The sequence below is a fragment of the Salipiger bermudensis genome (genome assembly GCF_019801965.1).
Taxonomy (GTDB): domain Bacteria; phylum Pseudomonadota; class Alphaproteobacteria; order Rhodobacterales; family Rhodobacteraceae; genus Salipiger; species Salipiger bermudensis_A.
Window position 1 is genome coordinate 1 of the sequence record NZ_JAHVIA010000022.1, and the last position, 4,661, is coordinate 4,661.

Here is a 4,661-nt window from a genome sequence, read left to right on the forward strand (position 1 = left end):
CATGCTCCAGTCGATCCTCGTCGTATAGGTCACGAACGCGTCGTGAGATCGCTTCCTTGCTCCCCCTCTCGACGATGAATGCGTTCGTATCCGTCTCCGCGAATGTCATGGTCTGGCCGCTGATCTCCAGCGTCCCCGTACCTACGACACAAGGGGGAACGTTGTGGAGTTCACACGTGTCGGAAGTGATCTGGCGGATCGTGAACTGTTCGCCGTTGAGGAAGCGTTCATCCGTCTTCTTACTCATGACAAGGTCGCCCACGGCCAGGCGATCATGGCTAAGGCCACGAACCTTGCCTCGCAGGCGCTGCAGCATGTCATTCAACGACGACACGGCGAGGCAGCTAGCGCTATTGGCATAGTCGGCCCTGAGATCCTGCATCCACTGCGTTCCGGGCGTTACGACGAGGTCTGCGCCACCTTCGAAGACGCGAAGCTCACTGTCAGGGTCGGACGCGATCATGCGCCGAAGGGCATCGCTCACGCGGAAGATCTCGCTGTCCTTGGAGAAGCGCATGCTCTCCTTCAGCGTGAGGGTCTCGAAGCCTTGATCCCAGATCACCTCTCGATCGTTCACGGGCGGCAGCTGGTAAGGATCACCGCTGTAGACCACGGGCAGCCCGAGCTCATCGGCGTATTCCTCGATTGCCGCGAAGAGGAAGGCTCCGACCATGGAGCATTCATCCACGATGATGATTTCTGCTTCGGAAAAGGGACACGTGCTCAGTTGACCTTTACTCTTCGAGCGGAAGCTGGCCTCACGTGCAGGGCGATAGCGGTCGCGGCGCACAAGGCCCTCATCGCGATAGCCTCTCCAGCCGATGAAGCTGTGGATCGTCATCACGCGCTGACCCGACGAGCCAAGTTCGGCCTCAAGGACCGCGCGAGCAGGATGTGTCGGGGCCAGGAAAAGAGCTTTCCGGTTAGCCACCGACCTCGCGATCGCGAAGGTCTTGCCCGACCCCGCGCTGCCAGAGATGATCACTCGATCTCCGGGACCCATCTTCTCGATGTGTCGCGTCACCACTTCCTGTTCACTGTTCATTTTCTTCATTCGCTTCTCCAGATTGGGGCGGAAGTCGGCCTTGCCGACGACCGTTTAGGTTGACTTCAGGAGGGGAGCGTTCGGCGGCCTCTGATCGCCGTCTAGCGACCGGATGAGTGTGGAATTTCCGCCGAAGTTTTCCTCCAGGAGCGGCCCCTTTCCAGGTCGTTGAAATTAAACGTAAAATTTGATGAGTATTTCTTCGAATTTTTGCATCTAAAGGTTGATTTTGTAGATAACTTTTTCAATGCAAAGCGGCGCGATTTGCACGTAATAGTTGATCGGCAAAGTGAAGCTGGTCCCCGCCCGAACACCAAAGAGGATGCCCGGACGGAGAGAGGTTCAGATGGTGAATTTACCCGCCGACCTGCTTGGTCAGGACGTAGTCAGCGAGCCACTGCCAGTAGTGGTCAGCGTTCCTGAAGCCTTGGTCACGCGCTGCGAGGTCCTCAGCCTCTGAACGAGAAAGACCGCCATCGTACTCAGCGATAGCGGCCCTCTCCTCGAACGCGTAGATGTCGGGAATGACGGTCATGGAGAGCACCTTTCCGGCAACCGAACCTGATCGACGATCTGTCTCTTCTGCTCGTCGGAGATCCCTGCGGAGTAAATTCCGTAGGTGATGCCGTTCTCCGAACGCGCCGACTTGTGCCCCACGATGCTGGCGGTGAAGTGCTCCGGGACGCCCGTACGCTCACACTGGGTGATGAACCACTTTCGGGTGGAGTGGAACACGAGGCCGGGTCGTTGAAGCTCCAACTTCTCCCGCATCACGGCGAACCGCTTGGTGACGTCGTTCACGGTCAAGCCCGGGAACAACGGACCTTCGCTGGGTAGCGCCTCCAGGATCGGCAAGAGCGCTGCATGCACCGGAACCATTCGCTCAGCAGCATCGGTCTTCAGGAGCCTCAGGCGGTTCGGGCGAACGTGGAAGAACCAGCCAAGCTTTCCCTTCTCGACCACATCCCCACGAAGGAGACCGGCAGCTTCCCCGGCTCGCATCCCGGAGAGAAGGCACGTCAGCAGCACCTTGTCGATGAGGGGATCTTGCCAACTCAGCCACTTAAGCACCTCTGTGTCGGTCGGGACCGCATAGGGCTTGTGAACCACCTTCGCCTCGAAACGTACGGACGAGAACGGATTGCTCTCCAGTTCCCCTTCGCAGACGCACCAATCCAGCCAGTGGTTCACCTGCGACCAGATCCTTCTCTGCGTACGACCGCTGATCCGGGCATTGCTGTTCCTCGACCATGCCACCGAGGCATCGAGAGACAGGCCACGGGTGCGCTCGGACTTGCCGATATTCGGGCTGAGACCCTCGATCAGCATGAGAAAGAGCCGCCCTTCCTCCCGGCTGATCTCCGCAAGGGTGAGGTTGCCGAACTTCGACTGGAAGAGTTCCAGAGAATAGCGAACGCTCTTGAACCCACCGGGGCGCAACTCCCTCTGTCGACGAAGGAGGTACGAGCGAATGGCTTTGTCGACCGTCTGGCCCGGGCGAGCATTCACCGCGTAGTGAGCCGGTTCGACACGCTGCAGCGCCGTTCTGAGCTTGACGAGTGCCGCTTCGGTTGGCCTCGACCACTCTCCTGCGTCTGCGTTGCGGGTGGGGAGCTTTGTCGCCCCCGAGATGGCACCTTCCACGATGGCATCGTAGCGTACATTCACCTCGGCGGCTCTCTGGCGAGCGAGCTTCACGTCTCCGGTCTTTAGGGATTGTTTCAGCGCCTGCTGACCAAGCAGAGCGGCAACGTCCTTAGGGTAATTGCGCCGATAGAGCCACGTCTGGCCCTTGAGGTAGGCATAGCGAATTCGTGCAGACATGCGTCTGTTCCTTTCGTCTAGCGATGTAAGGGGGTCAGCGGATGACCCTGAGGATCATCTCGAAGTCGGGCTCACCGTATTCGCCGGAGAGCGGTCCTGTTCGCGAGTAGCCGCCGACGCAGTCCTCGTAGACCTCCTGGATCTCGAACTGATGCTCGGGGATGTCATCGAAGGCGCGGAGCACCACCAGCATGCCGGGGGCGAACCGTGTGTTCTTCGCTGAGGCGTCACTCATCGCTGAGCACTCCGCAGGAAGATGTCAGGCAGAAGGGCTCCGAGCGTGATGCTCAGCGGAAGCGTGAACGAGAGTGGTGACAGCCAGCTTGGTAAGGCCGCCAAGAGTAGAAGCCCGCCAGTGATCACCGGCGGAACAACGAGGGTAAGCCCGTACTGGTGGGACAGAGCTTTCGCGAGCAGTGCACGCAGCACGGCACCCGCCGCGATTAGGGCGAGAAAGGTAATCGACATCTATACAACTCCATGATGGTTTCTTGTATAGATGCTTGTAGAAGCTCGTTTTTTCTGGCTTTCGCTCTACGAAGACGACTTTAGTTTCTCCGTAACCGCTTCGAACTCCCGCTTCAATTCGAGATTTTCGAAAGGAACCAAAGAAGGAGTTTGGAGCTGCATGACCTCATCATATAGGCCCTGAGAATCTTTCATAAGCGAAACCAAGTCAGATGCTACCTTCACGGTCTTGAGCGTATTCTCTGCAAGCCTTAAGAGGTTTCTGACGATTTCTCTGGCCTGTACGGCCCTCGCGCGATCCTCAAGCAGGGCGTCCTCATATACCGAGGCAACTTCAAGTGTGAACTCTTGCGACTGAAGGTTATGCTCATACGATCTCAGATGATCTATAGGCATGTTTTTCATGAGCACCTGCGTCTCCGCGATTAGCTGCTCAGCAGTCCTCTTTATTTCGGAAATCCCTGGAAGGTAGGATTTATCCATGCGCTCTATATATTCCGACTGGACCAGCTCCTGCAGCTCAAGAAGTCCGATATACATCGCGTAATATTTCTGGGCCGTGGATGTGTTCTCGCCGCTCGCCTGTTTTGCTTCCGCAAATTGGGCAGTAAGCTGCGCCACGATCGCGAAAACAGAGGTCATTCTCGTGACGTCGCCTGAGTCAATCCTGGATAGAAGGACCTCTGCCTGATCTGTACTAATCTTTACATTGTAGATCGAGAAACTTTGAACAAAATCAGATATTAACTCTTGCCGTCGCCCCTTGAGTTGCTGGAGAAGCGCACGTGCCCGCTCAAGCTTCTTCTCAACTTTCCCCCTGTCGTTGCCACTGACCAATGCTGAACTAGCGATCAAATCAGAAATGACCCCTTCAGCCTCCTTTATTGCTGCGAGGCACTTGAGATACTCCCCTCTTAGCTTTTCTAGGTTGTCATCATCAAATTCAAGCTGGAGCCGCTTGAGGATGGAATTCATCCTTCGATCAGCTAGTGAGAAGCTAGATTTTTTAGCCAAAGAGCTTCCAGAATCCACCTTGCCTCTGATCGCGGTTGAGAGCTTCTCCAACTCGCCGCTCTTTCGTCTCCAGGCTTCGGCGACACGGTTCTCCAGCGCAGGAATCTGGTTGATTGCCTTCCCGCGCGAACCGAAGAGCGCGAGAAAATCTTGGATATCCACTTTACCGTCGCCATCAATATCTAGCACGCTCAGATAGGAGGAGCTCGCCTTCGGTTCTTCCATTAATTTTGTCCTGTACCACCAACTTCGTATCGCTAGGATAGGCGAGTAAATCCTAGCTTGCTAGCGTTCTCCGGCTACAAGTTTT

Annotated in this window: 6 protein-coding genes; all 6 read right to left on the minus strand. The window is 56.4% G+C overall.

From position 1 onward, the window contains the following. On the minus strand, window positions 1-1,054 hold a 1,054-nt coding region (locus KUV62_RS22535), incomplete at its 3' end, for an AAA family ATPase (RefSeq protein ID WP_222606002.1). A gap of 346 nt (window positions 1,055-1,400) precedes the next feature. Continuing rightward, window positions 1,401-1,580, minus strand: a complete 180-nt coding sequence (locus KUV62_RS22540; protein ID WP_222606003.1) for a hypothetical protein — start codon at window positions 1,578-1,580, stop codon at window positions 1,401-1,403. Beyond that, window positions 1,577-2,869, minus strand: coding sequence for a DUF6538 domain-containing protein (locus KUV62_RS22545; protein ID WP_222606004.1), 1,293 nt, complete (start codon window positions 2,867-2,869; stop codon window positions 1,577-1,579). The genes KUV62_RS22540 and KUV62_RS22545 overlap by 4 nt, the downstream gene beginning before the upstream one ends. A 34-nt stretch (window positions 2,870-2,903) precedes the next feature. Further along, window positions 2,904-3,104: a hypothetical protein gene (locus KUV62_RS22550; RefSeq protein WP_222606007.1), complete on the minus strand. Its 201-nt coding sequence runs from the start codon at window positions 3,102-3,104 to the stop codon at window positions 2,904-2,906. After that, window positions 3,101-3,337, minus strand: a complete 237-nt coding sequence (locus KUV62_RS22555) for a hypothetical protein (RefSeq protein WP_222606005.1) — start codon at window positions 3,335-3,337, stop codon at window positions 3,101-3,103. The genes KUV62_RS22550 and KUV62_RS22555 overlap by 4 nt, the downstream gene beginning before the upstream one ends. A gap of 66 nt (window positions 3,338-3,403) precedes the next feature. Next, window positions 3,404-4,576 carry a hypothetical protein gene (locus KUV62_RS22560; RefSeq protein ID WP_222606006.1) on the minus strand — a complete coding sequence of 391 codons (1,173 nt, stop codon included), beginning with the start codon at window positions 4,574-4,576 and terminating at the stop codon, window positions 3,404-3,406. Between the last annotated feature and the right edge of the window lie 85 nt (window positions 4,577-4,661).

Excerpts from the sequence above, each read along its gene's own strand:
- KUV62_RS22540 (WP_222606003.1), bottom strand. The coding sequence starts at position 1,580 with ATGACCGTCATTCCCGACATCTACGCGTTCGAGGAGAGGGCCGCTATC.
- KUV62_RS22545 (WP_222606004.1), bottom strand. The coding sequence starts at position 2,869 with ATGTCTGCACGAATTCGCTATGCCTACCTCAAGGGCCAGACGTGGCTC.
- KUV62_RS22550 (WP_222606007.1), bottom strand. The coding sequence starts at position 3,104 with ATGAGTGACGCCTCAGCGAAGAACACACGGTTCGCCCCCGGCATGCTG.
- KUV62_RS22555 (WP_222606005.1), bottom strand. The coding sequence starts at position 3,337 with ATGTCGATTACCTTTCTCGCCCTAATCGCGGCGGGTGCCGTGCTGCGT.
- KUV62_RS22560 (WP_222606006.1), bottom strand. The coding sequence starts at position 4,576 with ATGGAAGAACCGAAGGCGAGCTCCTCCTATCTGAGCGTGCTAGATATT.